This is a genomic window from Pseudoalteromonas sp. D15MCD-2 (genome assembly GCF_038562745.1).
Classification (GTDB): Bacteria; Pseudomonadota; Gammaproteobacteria; order Enterobacterales; family Alteromonadaceae; genus Pseudoalteromonas.
Window position 1 is genome coordinate 2,107,822 of the sequence record NZ_JBCFQE010000001.1, and the last position, 14,519, is coordinate 2,122,340.

The 14,519-nt window shown below is 42.2% G+C and carries 14 protein-coding genes and 9 tRNA genes; 1 reads left to right on the forward strand and 22 read right to left on the reverse strand.

All coding sequences use genetic code 11. The features are described 5' to 3' along the window. The 22 genes from AADY36_RS09560 to AADY36_RS09665 form a co-directional block, all read right to left on the reverse strand. Positions 1-88, reverse strand: a tRNA-Ser gene (locus AADY36_RS09560). Between the two features lie 146 nt (positions 89-234). Beyond that, positions 235-1,275, reverse strand: a complete 1,041-nt coding sequence (gene nadA / locus AADY36_RS09565; protein WP_054561293.1) for a quinolinate synthase NadA — start codon at positions 1,273-1,275, stop codon at positions 235-237. A 129-nt stretch (positions 1,276-1,404) separates the two neighbouring features. Next, a tRNA-Lys gene (locus AADY36_RS09570) sits at positions 1,405-1,480 on the reverse strand. 53 nt (positions 1,481-1,533) lie between these two features. After that, positions 1,534-1,609, reverse strand: a tRNA-Lys gene (locus tag AADY36_RS09575). 51 nt (positions 1,610-1,660) lie between these two features. After that, positions 1,661-1,736 (reverse strand) — tRNA-Lys (locus AADY36_RS09580). Between the two features lie 56 nt (positions 1,737-1,792). Continuing rightward, positions 1,793-1,868, reverse strand: a tRNA-Lys gene (locus AADY36_RS09585). Positions 1,869-1,924: 56 nt separating this feature from the next. Next, a tRNA-Lys gene (locus tag AADY36_RS09590) sits at positions 1,925-2,000 on the reverse strand. 56 nt (positions 2,001-2,056) lie between these two features. Beyond that, a tRNA-Lys gene (locus AADY36_RS09595) sits at positions 2,057-2,132 on the reverse strand. Between the two features lie 56 nt (positions 2,133-2,188). Continuing rightward, positions 2,189-2,264, reverse strand: a tRNA-Lys gene (locus AADY36_RS09600). A 63-nt stretch (positions 2,265-2,327) separates the two neighbouring features. After that, positions 2,328-2,403, reverse strand: a tRNA-Lys gene (locus tag AADY36_RS09605). A 167-nt stretch (positions 2,404-2,570) separates the two neighbouring features. Further along, positions 2,571-3,332 carry a tol-pal system protein YbgF gene (ybgF, locus tag AADY36_RS09610; protein ID WP_054561292.1) on the reverse strand — a complete coding sequence of 254 codons (762 nt, stop codon included), beginning with the start codon at positions 3,330-3,332 and terminating at the stop codon, positions 2,571-2,573. A gap of 12 nt (positions 3,333-3,344) precedes the next feature. Then, the gene (gene pal / locus AADY36_RS09615) at positions 3,345-3,887 is read right to left on the reverse strand and encodes a peptidoglycan-associated lipoprotein Pal (protein WP_054553016.1); all 543 of its coding nucleotides are present in this window, start codon (positions 3,885-3,887) and stop codon (positions 3,345-3,347) included. A gap of 34 nt (positions 3,888-3,921) precedes the next feature. Further along, positions 3,922-5,280 (reverse strand): Tol-Pal system beta propeller repeat protein TolB, encoded by a 1,359-nt coding sequence (gene tolB, locus AADY36_RS09620; protein ID WP_054561291.1) that lies wholly within the window; start codon positions 5,278-5,280, stop codon positions 3,922-3,924. Positions 5,281-5,289: 9 nt separating this feature from the next. Next, positions 5,290-6,228 (reverse strand): cell envelope integrity protein TolA, encoded by a 939-nt coding sequence (gene tolA, locus AADY36_RS09625; protein ID WP_054561290.1) that lies wholly within the window; start codon positions 6,226-6,228, stop codon positions 5,290-5,292. A gap of 1 nt (position 6,229) precedes the next feature. After that, complete coding sequence (gene tolR / locus AADY36_RS09630) at positions 6,230-6,664, reverse strand: protein TolR (protein ID WP_054561289.1); 435 nt, start codon at positions 6,662-6,664, stop codon at positions 6,230-6,232. After that, complete coding sequence (gene tolQ, locus AADY36_RS09635) at positions 6,651-7,355, reverse strand: protein TolQ (RefSeq protein ID WP_054561288.1); 705 nt, start codon at positions 7,353-7,355, stop codon at positions 6,651-6,653. The genes tolR and tolQ overlap by 14 nt, the downstream gene beginning before the upstream one ends. A 770-nt stretch (positions 7,356-8,125) precedes the next feature. Further along, positions 8,126-8,287, reverse strand: coding sequence for a hypothetical protein (locus AADY36_RS09640; RefSeq protein WP_342408898.1), 162 nt, complete (start codon positions 8,285-8,287; stop codon positions 8,126-8,128). Between the two features lie 82 nt (positions 8,288-8,369). After that, complete coding sequence (gene ruvB / locus AADY36_RS09645; protein ID WP_054553011.1) at positions 8,370-9,374, reverse strand: Holliday junction branch migration DNA helicase RuvB; 1,005 nt, start codon at positions 9,372-9,374, stop codon at positions 8,370-8,372. 7 nt (positions 9,375-9,381) lie between these two features. Continuing rightward, the gene (gene ruvA, locus AADY36_RS09650) at positions 9,382-10,002 is read right to left on the reverse strand and encodes a Holliday junction branch migration protein RuvA (protein ID WP_274167852.1); all 621 of its coding nucleotides are present in this window, start codon (positions 10,000-10,002) and stop codon (positions 9,382-9,384) included. A 1-nt stretch (position 10,003) separates the two neighbouring features. After that, positions 10,004-10,528: a crossover junction endodeoxyribonuclease RuvC gene (gene ruvC, locus AADY36_RS09655; protein WP_054561285.1), complete on the reverse strand. Its 525-nt coding sequence runs from the start codon at positions 10,526-10,528 to the stop codon at positions 10,004-10,006. 136 nt (positions 10,529-10,664) lie between these two features. After that, positions 10,665-13,166 carry an ABC transporter permease gene (locus AADY36_RS09660; RefSeq protein WP_342408899.1) on the reverse strand — a complete coding sequence of 834 codons (2,502 nt, stop codon included), beginning with the start codon at positions 13,164-13,166 and terminating at the stop codon, positions 10,665-10,667. Then, positions 13,156-13,875, reverse strand: a complete 720-nt coding sequence (locus AADY36_RS09665) for an ABC transporter ATP-binding protein (RefSeq protein ID WP_342408900.1) — start codon at positions 13,873-13,875, stop codon at positions 13,156-13,158. The genes AADY36_RS09660 and AADY36_RS09665 overlap by 11 nt, the downstream gene beginning before the upstream one ends. Here AADY36_RS09665 and AADY36_RS09670 point away from each other — a divergent pair, their 5' ends adjacent. Further along, entirely contained in the window at positions 13,876-14,493 is a 618-nt protein-coding gene (locus AADY36_RS09670; protein WP_054553006.1) for an arylesterase, read from the forward strand. It abuts the gene before it with no gap. Positions 14,494-14,519 lie beyond the last annotated feature (26 nt).

Below are 14,519 nucleotides of genomic sequence, written 5' to 3' on the forward strand. Positions count from 1 at the left end.
TGGCGGTGACGGAGAGATTCGAACTCTCGATACGTTGCCGTATACACACTTTCCAGGCGTGCTCCTTCAGCCACTCGGACACGTCACCTAAGGCGCTTAGAGTTTAGCGCGGCGTTATAGTATGAAAACAACCCTACAGACGCAAGGGCTTTTTAAAATAGTGCAGTTAAGTGATTAGTAATCAAACAAAAAAGGCAAGGTAAACACCTTGCCTTTTGTATAGTCAATTCGTTCTTAGCGTTGAAGCGTTGCTGAAAAATCTAACATACGGTTAAGCGACTTTAATGCGCCTTCGCGCAAGTCCATATCAACAAACACTTCTTTACCTTCTGGGTCTGTCAGTGCTTCTTCAATCGCTTTTAAGCCATTCATTGCCATCCACGGGCAATGTGCGCAGCTTTTACAGGTTGCGCCTTCACCTGCTGTTGGTGCTTCAAAGAATTCTTTCTCTGGGCATAACTGCTGCATTTTGTAGAAAATGCCTCGGTCAGTTGCTACGATGAACTTTTTGTTGTCCATAGTTTGCGCTGCTTTGATTAGTTGGCTTGTTGAACCAACTGCATCAGCTAAGGCTACAATCTCCGCAGGAGACTCTGGGTGAACCAATACAGCCGCATCTGGGTGTAAGGCTTTCATATCCTTTAGTGCTTTGGTTTTAAACTCGTCATGAACGATACAGGCGCCATTCCACATGATCATGTCTGCACCTGTGTTCTTTTGAATGTAAGAACCTAAGTGTTTATCTGGACCCCAAATGATTTTTTCGCCTTGCTCATCAAGGTGCTCAACGATTTCTAGGGCACATGAAGAAGTAACAATCCAATCTGCACGCGCTTTAACAGCTGTTGATGTATTTGCATACACTACTACCTTGCGATCAGGGTGCTGATCACAAAACGCTGAGAATTCTTCAATTGGGCAACCTACGTCTAATGAACAAGTTGCAGCAAGCGTTGGCATAACAACCGTTTTATTTGGCGTTAGGATTTTTGCTGTTTCGCCCATAAAGCGAACACCGGCTACCACAATTACATCTGCGTCGTGCTTAGCGCCAAAACGCGCCATTTCTAGCGAGTCAGCAACACAACCGCCTGTTTCTTCAGCTAGTGCTTGAATTTCAGGATCAGTGTAATAATGGGCAACAAGAACCGCGTTCTTGTCTTTTAATAATTGTTTGATACGTGCCTTATACTCAGCTTGCTCGTCTTTTGATAACGGAGCTGGCTTTGGAGGGAAGATATAATCTTCAGGCATAATTTGTTCAGCTAGACTCATTTCTCGACCACTTAGTCCACAGTGCATTCATGGCGCGAATTATACGAGAATCTTAAGCTAAAGAACAGTATTGCTGTGAGCTGTTAAGATAAATAAAGGATAACTTAGAAAGAAAAGATAAATCAGGAATGGTGGGTCATGATGGACTTGAACCATCGACCAATGGATTAAAAGTCCACTGCTCTACCAACTGAGCTAATGACCCGCTCTGGATATTTAGATGCGTAAATCCGCCGATATGAGACCATTCGAAAAGAATGGTGGGTCATGATGGACTCGAACCATCGACCAATGGATTAAAAGTCCACTGCTCTACCAACTGAGCTAATGACCCGCTCTGGAAATTTAGACACGTAAATCCGTCGATATAAGACCATTCAAAGAATGGTGGGTCATGATGGACTCGAACCATCGACCAATGGATTAAAAGTCCACTGCTCTACCAACTGAGCTAATGACCCGCTCTGATGCTTGTAATAAGCTACGTAAATCCGCCGATATAAGACCATTCAAAGAATGGTGGGTCATGATGGACTCGAACCATCGACCAATGGATTAAAAGTCCACTGCTCTACCAACTGAGCTAATGACCCGCTCTGATGCTTGTAATAAGCTACGTAAATCCGCCGATATAAGACCATTCAAAGAATGGTGGGTCATGATGGACTTGAACCATCGACCAATGGATTAAAAGTCCACTGCTCTACCAACTGAGCTAATGACCCGCTCTGATGCTTGTAATAAGCTGCGTAAATCCGCCGATATAGAACCATTCAAAGAATGGTGGGTCATGATGGACTTGAACCATCGACCAATGGATTAAAAGTCCACTGCTCTACCAACTGAGCTAATGACCCGCTCTGATGCTTATAATAAGCTGCGTAAATCCGCCGATATAGAACCATTCAAAGAATGGTGGGTCATGATGGACTTGAACCATCGACCAATGGATTAAAAGTCCACTGCTCTACCAACTGAGCTAATGACCCGCTCTAATTGCTTATAAAAGCTATACGTAAATCCGTCGATTAAAGATTACCATTCTAAGAGAATGGTGGGTCATGATGGACTTGAACCATCGACCAATGGATTAAAAGTCCACTGCTCTACCAACTGAGCTAATGACCCGCTCTTTTTCCGCATTTTGGCTGTTGTTACCAATCGCCTGCTGCGGGCGCTTATAATACTTATTTAAATGCTGAGTGCAACAGAAAATATCTCTTTTTTTAAGTTTTTATGTCTAGTTGCCTAATTTTAGACCGCTTATGTCAAAAAGCAGTCTAATCAGGTCAAATCTACATTTGCGACAGACGTTCTGTGGCTAATTTAGCAGCGGTAGTACTTGGGTACTGATTAATTAAATCATTAAAGGTTTTAAGGGCTTGCTCGCCTAAACCTTGATCCGCTAATAAGTTTCCTAACTTTAACATCGCATCTGGGCGCTTATTAGAATTAGGGTATTCATTCACAACAACTTTAAAGTGCTCAGTTGCACCAGCTTGATCGTTTTGAATAGTTAACAGCTGACCTAACCAATAATGCGCATTAGATGCATACACTGAATTAGGGTAAGTAGTTAAGAATGTTTGGAACTCAGGAATTGCTTGCTCATAACGTTTATCTTTCATGATTAACGCTACAGCACGCTCATAGGCTTCGTTTTCAGATAAGTCTGAACTGATTGCCTGTGATGCACCCACATCCGTATAAGTGTTAGTAGGTTGAGTTTGTGTTGCAGCAGGCTGGCTATAAGCTTGGCTTACACGGTTCTCAATCTCTTGATAAAGCTCACGCTGACGTTGTAATACTTTTTCAAGCTTATAGCTTTGCTCTTCAGTAATACCACGTACTTGGCTCACTTCGTCTTGTAAAATATTAAGCTGCTGCTGAAGCTCAGCTTGCAATAAATTACGTGACTTCATCATGTTTTCTAAAGCGACTAAACGCTTCTCAATGCTCGATTGCGAGCTTGCAGCTTCTGAAACAGGAGCGGGAGCAGCCCATAACTGGGTGCTCCCGCTTAAGATCATTGCTGCCAAAATAATTTTCGGCTTCATAATGACTCTTTATTAGTAAACTAATACTGCGCGACGGTTCTTCGCGAACGCTTCTTCAGTGCGAGACTTAACCATTGGCTTCTCTTCACCATAGCTCACTACTGACATTTGGCTAGCAGAAACACCTAAACTTTGTAGGTATTTTTCTACTGCTTGACCACGGTGCTCACCTAGTGCGATGTTGTACTCAGGCGTACCGCGCTCATCTGCGTGACCTTCGATTAGAACTTTAACTGAAGGGTTTTGTACTAAGAACTCAGCGTGTGCTTGTAATAGTTCAGCATATTTGCTTTGGATTTTTGCGTTATCAAAACCAAAGTAAATGATTTGCTCTTGACGTAACGCTTCGTATTTTTCACGAAGTGCTTCTTCAGCTTGTTGCTCTGGAGTAAGCGTTGCAACTTCAACAGTATCAGTGTTGTTTGATTGCTCAACCATACCTTGGTTAGATTGGTTTGCAGCACCTTCGTCAACACCTGAAGAAGAGCTACACGCCGCTAATGTCATCACTGGCACAGCAATTAGCAGGCCTTTTAAAGTTTTATTAAGTTGCATTTAATTGATTCCTATATTGAGTAAACCAGTAAAATTACTGTAAATAAGGCGACCAAGCTGGTGCCTTTACTTGTCCGTTTAGCACAGGTAAGCGTGCTTTAAAGCGACCGTCCATAGAAACTAACGCCAACACCTGTTTATTATTATGAAGCGTGCTGTAGATAATCATCGAGCCGTTTGGAGCGATACTCGGTGATTCATCTAAGCGAGTTCTAGTTAATACTTGGAACGCGCCTGTAGCTAGCTCTTTCTTAGCAAGATGGTATTGACCGTTGGTACGGTTCACCATCACTAATTCTTTTCCGTCTGGAGAAACCGAACCTGCTAGGTTCATATCTCCGTCAAACGTCATGCGTTTTGACCTACCAGTTTGCAAATTTAACTTATAAATCTGGGCATTACCACCCCTTTCAGACGTAAACACAATATCTTGCCCATTAGGGAACCAAGATGGTTCAGTATCTATACTACGGTGGTTTGTAAGGCGTCTTTCTTTACGAGTTGCAAGGTCTAAAACATATACTTCTGTTGCACCATTTCGGTCTTTAGAAAGCACTAATAATAACTTTTTACCATCAGGCGAGAATTGCGGTGCACCATTAATACCAGGGTGACTTGTGATCAGCTCACGTTTACCTGTGTATAAATCTTGAATATAAATTTGGCTTTGACGATTCTCAAATGTTACGTACGCAAGCTTAGTACCGTCAGGTGACCACGCTGGTGACATTAATGGCTCTTTAGAGCGAAGTAACACTTGCTCATTAAAACCATCGTAATCAGCAACTACAAGCTGGTATGGCTTAGGCTCTTCTTCGCGAACAATCACATAAGCAATCTTCGTTAAGAATGCACCTTTTTCACCCGTAAGCGCTTCGTAAACTACATCACTAATGCGGTGCGCGTAACGGCGAAAACCTGTTTCAGCAATTACGCTTTCACGCGCGTCTAAAATGTGATCTTGGCTTTTAACTAATTGGCCATTGCTCATCATTTGCGTTTCGCCACCGGTAATTTGACCACGAATAACATCAATAAGCTCATACTTAACTAAGTAACGGCCATTTGTTTGCTGCTCTACTTGGCCTACAAGAACCGCTTCAACGCCTTTATTAACCCAAGCGCCGTAATCAACGTCGGTGTCAGTAGCTGGAAGCTGCGGCATTGTGTTCACGTCAATTGGCTTAAACTTACCACTACGCATTAAGTCAGCTGCAATCACTGAGCTTAATTTTTCAGGGATAGTTCCTACACCATTGTACTGGAAAGGTACAATCGCAATTGGACGTGCACCGTCAATACCATCGGTGATCACAATTTCTAGTGCAGCACTGGCAATGCCATGAAAGCCCAGTAATACAATAAAACATGCTGTTTTTATCTGGTTAAACATATCATTCCTTTAAAATTGAGGCGCTATTGTTAAATTAATATTTTTAAGTTGCTCAAATACTTCACGGTCTGGTGATACTGGTAGTGTGTCTGCCATACGCACCGCGCGCATTGCAGCTTCGCATACCAAGGTATCTCCGCCCAGTGATTTTACTTGAGTCACTAAGCCATTAAAACCAAGACGAATATTAAGACGACATTCTTTACCTTTCATCTTCTCATCTTTTAAGAAGTTTTGTTGAATGCGCGCCATAATTAACGCTTTATATTTTTCAACTTCGCCCACTACTTGTTGCTGGCGCACTTTATTACGTGCAGCCTGCTCAGCAGCTAATTGTTCTTGTAGCATTTGCTCTTGCAATGCTTGCTGGCGTTTACGTTCTGCTTCAGCTTCTTTGCGTTTACGTTCAGCTTCAGCTTCGGCAGCTTTACGCTTACGCTCTTCTTCCGCTTTCTTTAACGCTTCTTCTTCAGCTTTACGTTTTTCAGCTGCAGCTTTCGCTGCGGCTTCAGCTTCTTGCTTTTGCTTTTCAGCCTGTTGCGCTTTAGCTCGTTCTTTCTCTTGAATTTCACGTGCTTTCTTCGCTTGTGCTTCTGCTTCTGCTTTTTCTTTCTCTTTCGCGCGGCGTTGCTGCTCTAGCTTTTTAAGGCGTCTGTCTTCAGCTTCACGTTGCTTACGTGCATCATTTGCACGGCGCTCAAGGTCACGAATACGTTTTGCTTCGGCTCGTTTTTTTGCTTCTTCTTGCTTTTTAAGCTCGGCAATTTTCTGCTCAACCTTTTGCTGATCAACCGTTACTGCGGCAACGGCTTTTTCAGGCTCTGGTAAAGCAGGGTTCAGCGTTACTTCCATCACCTTAGGCGCTGGCATATGAAAATTAGCTGTTGCTACTAATAAACCTGCTATTGCAAGGTGCAAAAGAACCGATTTTACTACTGATGCACCCATACTAGCCTTTCGTCCCCTCGAATGATTCGGTCATAAGACCCACTGAAGGCACACCAGCATTTTTCAAAAAGTCCATAAGCAGCAGTACTTCTTGATAAGAAACACGGCCAGAACCTTTAATCATCACAGGTGTATCTGGATTTTTTTGCAGTTGAAGTTTAATTACCGCCGCAACATCCAACGCTTCCATTGGTGCTTCTGGGTCAGTACCAATACTTACATAGTACTTACCTTCAGCATCAATTGACGCAATGATAGGCGGTGTATCTTTAGTATCAACTAAATCCGATTCTTCCATTTTCGGCAAGTCCACTTTTACGCCATGGGTAATAAGTGGCGCAGTTGCCATAAATATAATTAGTAGTACCAACATTACATCAATGTAAGGTACTACGTTTATTTCACCTACAGGGCGACGTTTCTTACGCTGATACATTCGCTTTAGCCTCTATTTGCGCAGCTGCTTGGCGGTGTAAAATATTGGCGAATTCTTCCATGAAGTTAATGTAATTACCTTCAAGCTTTTCTACTTTATTGGCAAAACGGTTGTAAGCAATTACAGCAGGGATTGCAGCAAATAAGCCCATTGCAGTTGCAATCAGCGCTTCGGCAATACCTGGCGCTACCATTTGTAGCGTTGCTTGTTTAACTTCACCTAACGCGATGAATGCGTTCATGATACCCCATACCGTACCAAACAGACCGATGTAAGGACTAATTGAACCCACTGTTGCTAAAAACGATAAACTAGACTCAAGCTTTTCAACTTCGCGCGATAGCGCAACTCGCATTGAACGATGTGTGCCTTCCATTACGATGCCTGCACTTTGAAATGTATTTTTCTTATGACGTGCAAACTCTTTAAATCCTGCAACGAATAATGCTTCAACACCTGATGCACCACCAGGACGAGCAGATACTTCGTTATATAATTTACTTAAATCAATACCTGACCAAAACTTTTGCTCAAAACGCTTAGCGCCATTAAGTGCATCAGAAATCGCTTTTTTACGTTGAAAAATAATTGCCCATGACATTACCGACATACCGACTAATGCCAACATTACTAGCTGGACAAGTACACTGGCTTCTAGAATAAGATCTAAAAAGTTAAGCCCTGATCCCACGTTAAACTCCTAAAATAGATTTCTATGTAATTTGTTATATTTTTTACACTTGCATTTATTGACCACAATCATGGCCAAAAGTTACATCTAGTGTATCTAGTCAGTTATAAACTGACAACGCTCTTGCTGTGAATTAGCGGCAAATAACGGTAAAAAGCAATTTGCTTAGTTATTTTTTAGCCACATTAGGTTTTATCAACACATTTACGCATATTTTCACCTTAATAATAAGTCACTAGAATAGCTCTTAAAAGCAACCAAAACAGCCAAAAACACGACGTTTATTCATAAATTACGCATAAACACCCAAAAGCACTTTTGCAAATCTACTACAGAATACTTAAACTAATCCTGAATAAAGATCACAAAATTTATAAAAACCCTTTTATTCAGAAGGTTAAAAACAAAATAGTTACAAAGCGAACAAAAAGAAAACAATTCAATTTTTAGCTCACATTAGTTTTTTTTATCTGAAAATAAAATTTTTCTAGTTTGAAGAAAAATCCATCATTGCGTATTATTTACCTATACCGAGCTAGCAACCTCATGAAAGTTTCTTTCATCAAGCTCCGTTTTTAGCAATATGAAGTTTCGTATTGCTCTAGGTTTACTTAAATCGGGATAAAACCTTATTCAAGTAGACCGTAGTTCCCTGGATTACTTCCTTCAACTTGTTGTTTGCCCGCATCCTTATGCGGGCTTTTTTTTTGCCTACACAAACGCCAATGAGAATACCTACCGATAACTTAACAGCATGTGAATTACAGATGTTAAAATGAGACAACAACCCAGTGATAAGCGGTAAGCGGTAAGCGGTAAGCGGTAAGCGGTAAGCGGTAAGCGGTAAGCGGTAAGCGGTAAGCGGTAAGCGGTAAGCGGTAAGCGGTAAGCGGTAAGCGGTAAAAACCTATACACCTACTTAATATAAGCAAGTTATCTCGATAAAAAAAAGCAGCTCTCTCGAGCTGCTTGATACTTATAGCTTAAAGCTTGTAACTAACCGCGGGGTTTTAGTTATTTCTCAGGCGTTAGCCCAAAGTGTAAATAAGCAATGTCTGAAACGAGTCGTCCGCGTGGGGTACGCTGAATAAAGCCTTGTTGAATTAAAAACGGCTCTATCACATCTTCAATGGTTTCTTTTTCTTCGCCAATTGCAGCCGCTAGGTTATCAAGGCCAACGGGGCCGCCCATAAATTTTTCGATAATAGCTAGCAAGTATTTTCTATCCATGTAGTCAAAACCGCTTTTATCGACATCAATCATATCGAGGGCTTGCTCTGCAACTGTGGCATTCACTTTACCGTCTGATTTCACTTGGGTGTAATCACGAACGCGGCGTAATAGACGGTTTGCTATGCGCGGTGTACCGCGTGAACGCTTGGCGATTTCGGTTGCACCTTCATCACACATGGTTAAGTCTAAAAAGCTTGCTGAGCGGGCAACAATTTTTGATAAGTCTTCAACAGAATAAAACTCTAATCGCTGAACAATACCAAAACGGTCTCTAAGTGGTGAGGTGAGTGAGCCAGCACGAGTTGTTGCACCAATTAAAGTAAATGGCGGCAAATCAAGCTTGATTGAGCGTGCAGCGGGGCCCTCACCTATCATTATATCCAGCTGATAATCTTCCATTGCGGGATACAAAATCTCTTCGACTTGCGGGCTCAAACGGTGTATTTCGTCAATAAACAGTACGTCACCTTCTTCGAGGTTCGTTAAAAGCGCAGCTAAATCGCCTGCTTTTTCGAGTACTGGCCCCGACGTTGTTTTAATATTAACGTTAAGCTCGTTGGCAACAATATTTGCAAGTGTGGTTTTACCAAGACCCGGTGGACCAAATATTAATAAATGATCCAGCGCTTCGCCACGGTGGCGAGCTGCCTCGATAAAAATTTCCATTTGTTGCTTAACATGCGGCTGGCCTGTGTAATCGGTTAACAGCTTTGGTCGTATGGCACGATCAACACTGTCTTCGTTACTTTGTTCACTCGCATCTATTAAGCGATCTGCTTCAATCATGGTTTACTCACAACATTGATTTTAGAGCTTCTTTAATTAGAACCTCGGTCGTCATATCTGGTTTGTTCACTGTTTTAACCGCCTTTTGTGCTTGCGGTAGCTTATAGCCTAATGCCACTAGTGCTGATACAGCGTCATCGGCAGCATTATTTGCCACTAGGGTATCATCACTTGATGGCTCAATGACGGCATTATCGCTAAATGGCGTAAATAAGTCATTACCCCAATCTTTGAGTCTATCTTTCATTTCGAGCACTAAACGCTCAGCCGTTTTTTTACCAACACCTGGCAGTTTAACCAGTGTTGTTGCATCTTCATTGTTAACACAACTTACGAATTGCTGCGCTGACATACCCGATAAAATAGCAAGACCAAGTTTTGGCCCTACACCATTGGCTTTTAAAAGCTCTCTAAATAAAGCGCGTTCGGTTTTGTTGTTAAAGCCAAATAATAGCTGGGCATCTTCACGTACCACAAAATGGGTATAAATAATCGCTTGCTCACCCACTGCCGGTAAATCATAAAAGCAAGTCATGGGCATTTGTACTTCGTAGCCTACACCACTTACTTCAATAAGAATTTCTGGTGGCTGCTTTTCAACAAGTAAGCCATTTAATCGACCAATCATATTACTTCCTTAATCGTCCTCTTACGGTTTTGCTCGCACTGCCCGCAAGTTTTATTAAATTTTGTTCGGAATGTGCATGGCAAATAGCGATTGCTAAGGCATCTGCGGCATCGGCTTGAGGGGTACCTGGCAGCTTTAAAATGTTTTTAACCATATGCTGTACTTGAGACTTATCGGCTCCGCCATTACCTACAACAGCCTGCTTAATTTGCCGAGCAGAATATTCATAAACTGGCAGCTCTGCCATTGAAGCACCAACGATAGCAGCACCACGTGCTTGACCGAGTTTAAGCGCTGAGTCTGGGTTGTGTGCCATAAACACTTTTTCGATAGCAAAACTGTCTGGTGAGAATTGCTCTACTAATTGACTGATCCCTTGGTAAATCATTTTTAAGCGTACCGGAAAATCGTGATCGGCCAATTTAATGCAGCCACTACCTAAATAAGTGAATTTAGCACCTTGGTGAGCTATCACGCCGTACCCTGTTAATCGTGAACCAGGATCAATCCCTAAAATAATCGCCAACTAACTGAACCGTCTATTATCATTATTATCTGCGGTTAATAATGCCAGAGCACTGTATAAATTACCAGTAACCAATTGCAATTCATAAAAAATGCCCGCAATTGCGAGCATTTTATAGTCAACTTTCAAGAGACTTTTACGCGAGTGAACGTAATAAGCCTTGGGTATTTTTTCGCATTGTGCGGGCTATCATCAAATAACCTAAACATGCCACAAATAAGCCACCGACTGCAGGGCCAATCACCCAAATATGAGGGTGGAACTTACCTGCTAAATCGAACATCTGTTTTTGCACTATTAACAGAGCGATGTCACTGACAATCGCTGCGACTAAGCCTGCGGTAACGCCTAATAGTAAAAACTCATATAAGGTGGCATTTTTAATTAAGCGCCCTTTCGCACCTAAGGTTCGCAAAATAACAATCTCTTGCATACGCTCACCCAAACTTGCTTGCACTTGTGAAATAAGCACTAAAGCGCCACAGGCAACCACAATCGCTAGTACAAAGCCAATCGCTAACGATACTTGCTCTATGGTTGAGCGAATTTGTTTAATAAAGCTCTCAACATCTATCACGTTAACCGTTGGGTATTGACGCATTAGCTCATTAAACTCACGTTTTTTCTCTGCTTTAACATTTACTGATGAAATATAAGTAGCCGGGAAACTCGCTAGCACATCAGGGCTCAAAATAATAAAGAAGTTAGGTTTAAGCGTGGTCCAATTAACCTTACGTACACTGGTAATTTTTGCATCAAACGACTGCGCACCAATTAAGAAAGTAAGCGTATCGCCTATTTTTACATCAAGGCGTTCAAGCATCGACTCTTCTACCGATGCCTCGGCTACTGAGTCTTCACTAAACCATGTACCGTCGATAAGCTCGTTTTGATTAGGTAAGTCTTTACGCCAAGTTAGATTTAACTCACGACCAATACCAGAGCGGGCTTCTTCGTCTTTCTTTTCGTTGTCTTCTTGCGATACTTCGCGGGCAACCAACTCACCATTTACGGCGTTTACACGGCCACGAACAACCGGATAGAAATCAGACGTTGGCATATCGTTTTGCGCTAAGAAGCTAGTTATAGGCTCTAACTCTTGCTCAGTAATGTTCACTAAAAATGAATTAGGGGCATTTTCAGGAAGCTGAGACTGCCAATCCGAAATCATGTCGTTCTTAAGTACAATTAAAAACAGTAATAACTTGATAGCCAAAGCAAAGCTAATTAATTGTACCGCATTCACATTGGCACGCTTTTGAATTGACGCAATCGCCAATGACCAACTATTGCCCGGACTCAAGCCAAGTTTGCGGCCACCACCAAAAATAACCTTTGATAAGCCAAATATCACCGCAATTAAAAATGCCGTCGAAAGGAACAAAATTGCACTAATTTTGATGTTGTTACTAAATAACCACATCAGTAAAAACACAGTAAGCGCCGACATAGTAAGGTGCACTTTACTTACCAATAAACGGTCGCCTAAGTTACGGCGAAGTACACGCAGCGGCGGAATATCAAATAAATCGAGTAGCGGTTTAATTGAAAACATAACCGCACAAATCACACCCGTGCTAATCGCAATGACCCAAGGTTTTGCCGATGCGCTTGGCAGTGCTGTGCCCATGGTTTGTGCCAAATAATCCGTTGCAACCGCTTGTAAACCATAACCGATCAGTAAACCAACAATCACCGACATTGAACATACAAGGCTCAAATGTAATAAATAGATCTTACGGATCATAGCGCGGCTACCGCCAAGCGTTTTCATCATAGCAACTGGGTCGTACTGACGCTCACAATACCGTTTTGCCGATACCGCAATAGCAACAGCAGCTAAAATAATGCCAAGTAAACCAGCTAGCAATAAATAGCTTTCGGCACGATTTAAACTATTAGAAATAGGTGACTGGCGGTCTTTAACGCCATACCAACGCTGGTTTTCTTTCATCTGTGGTTTTAACCAAGCATAAAAGCTATCTAAGTTGTCTTTGTCGCCAGCATAAAGTTGGCGGTAAAACACCCGACTGCCCGGCTGAATTACCTCTGTAACAGCAATGTCTGCTTCATTAATTAAGATTCGCTGGCTGCTCGAGAACACATTAAACGGTGCATCTGGCTCTTCGGCTACAACATGACTAGCCGTAAACGTAGCAGCACCAAGCTCTACTTTATCGCCCACTTTAATGTTTAGCGCATAAAACACAGATTCACTTAACCACACTTCACCACGACTTGGGATATCAGAAGTTACTTGTGGTTGGTCAGTCAGGCTGGTTTTTACTTTTAGCTCGCCTTTTAACGGATAGGTATTTGATACCGCTTTCACCGAGCCAAGTTGCATTTCGTCACCGGCAAATAGCATGGTGTCGAAGTAAGTTATTTTAGCGGTGCGTAAGTTATCTTGGTTGGCTTTTTCTAAAAACTCAGCAGGTAAAGCATGGTTACTTGCTAAAACGCGATCAGCGGCAATAAAGGCACTGCTTTTTTCTTCAATACTTTGGCCAATTCGGTCGGTAACCATAGACAGTGTTAAAACAGTGAGAACAGCTAAGGCTATTGCTGCACTGATCACTGTTAATTCGCCACGCTTAAACTCACGTGAAAACAGTTTTAGTGCTAATTTAGCCCACATTCGCTTGCACTCCTTCGCTTTCTTTTACAGTTACTAACTGCCCTGCTTCAATATGTAAAATTTGCTGACACTTTTGTGCAAGCTGCTCATCATGGGTTACTAAAATGAGTGTTGTGCCATGCTCTTTATTTAGTTCAAATAATAAAGACTCAATTAACTTACCGTTTTTGCTATCAAGGTTCGCTGACGGTTCATCGGCAAATAAAATTTTCGGTGTGCCAATAAATGCACGAGCAATTGCTACACGTTGCTGCTCACCGCCAGATAATTGCGATGGGTAATGACCAACACGATGGCTTAAGCCTACCTTTTCAAGTAACTCAAGTGCTTGTTGCTTAGCGTCTTTGCTTCCTGCAAGTTCAGCCGGAAGCATCACATTTTCAAGGGCTGTTAAGCTTTGTACAAGCATGAAAGACTGAAACACAAAACCTACTTTTTCAGCGCGAAGTGCTGCGCGTGCTTCTTCATCTAATTCGTGTAATGCGGCTCCGTCTAAACGGATACTGCCGCCCGTTGATTGGTCAAGGCCTGCTAATAAACTTAATAAAGTGGACTTACCCGAACCTGAGGTGCCTACCACGGCAACTGAGTCGCCCGACTTGACATTAAAGCTGATGTCACTGAGGATGGTCAGGTCGCCCTCAACCGTGGTGACCGTTTTAGAAAGTCCTTTAACTTGAATGATGTTTAATTGAGAAAGCGCTGACATATGATGCATCCAATCCTACGTTTTATATTCGTTTTACTGTTAGTAATCAAACCACTTACGGCAGCAGCTGACAACACAATTTTAATTCTAGGTGACAGTTTAAGCGCCGCTTACGGACTTAAACAAGAGCAAGGCTGGGTTAAATTGTTACAAGATAAGTACGATGAAAAAGACCAATCTGTATACCTAGTAAACGCCAGTATTAGCGGTGAAACCACAGGTGGCGCCCTAAGACGGCTCGACGCGTTACTAAGCGAATTTGAACCCACTCATGTACTCATTGAGCTTGGCGGAAACGATGGTTTACGAGGTTTCCCTATTAAACGCCTACAAGCTAACTTACGTGATTTAATTGCAAAAAGCCAAAAAATTGGGGCGAAAACCGCCGTAATGGAAGTACAAATTCCACCAAACTATGGCCCGCGTTATACCAAACTTTTCACCGATAGCTTTAAAACCATTGCCGATGAAACAGATTCTGAGCTCATGCCCTTTTTCATGCTTAGCATTGCAGGCCGTCCAGAACTTATGCAAAACGATAACCTGCACCCTAATGCCGATGCTCAGCCATTAATACGCGACTTTATGTACAAAACGATCAACGATTGGCTAGATTAACCTCTAGCCCATTGATTTAATACCGA